Source organism: Arthrobacter sp. Dra40, assembly GCF_059091905.1.
This window is the reverse complement of record NZ_JBNHHB010000581.1, coordinates 1-371: the sequence shown is the minus strand read 5'-3', so window position 1 is coordinate 371 and position 371 is coordinate 1. Positions and strand designations below refer to the sequence as shown.

At 69.8% G+C, this 371-nt stretch carries 1 pseudogene; it reads left to right on the top strand.

The features are described from left to right. Window positions 1-371 (top strand): annotated as a pseudogene (locus AC5RWT_RS38095) (sugar phosphate nucleotidyltransferase); the annotation flags it as partial.

Sequence of the window (371 nt, the reverse complement as noted above, 5' to 3'; positions counted from 1 at the left end):
GGCGGTGCGCGAGGCAGTGCATACCGCGGCCGAAGGCTACATCGTCACGATCGGGATCACCCCGACCCACCCGGCACCGGCTTCGGCTACATCCGCTCCGCCGGGGCACTGCAGGTGCCCGGGGCAACGAACGCGCATGCGGTGGCCGAGTTCGTGGAGAAGCCCGACGAACAGGTCGCGCGCGAATACCTGGCGACCGGCGAGTACTCGTGGAGCGCGGGCATGTTCGTGGCCCCCGTCGACGTGCTGCTCAAGCACCTGGAGACCAACGAACCTGAACTCTTTGCCGGGCTGACCGAAATCGCCGAGGCCTGGGACACGCCGCAACGCGGCGCGGTGATGCGCCGGGTCTGGCCCGGCCGGCCCAAGAC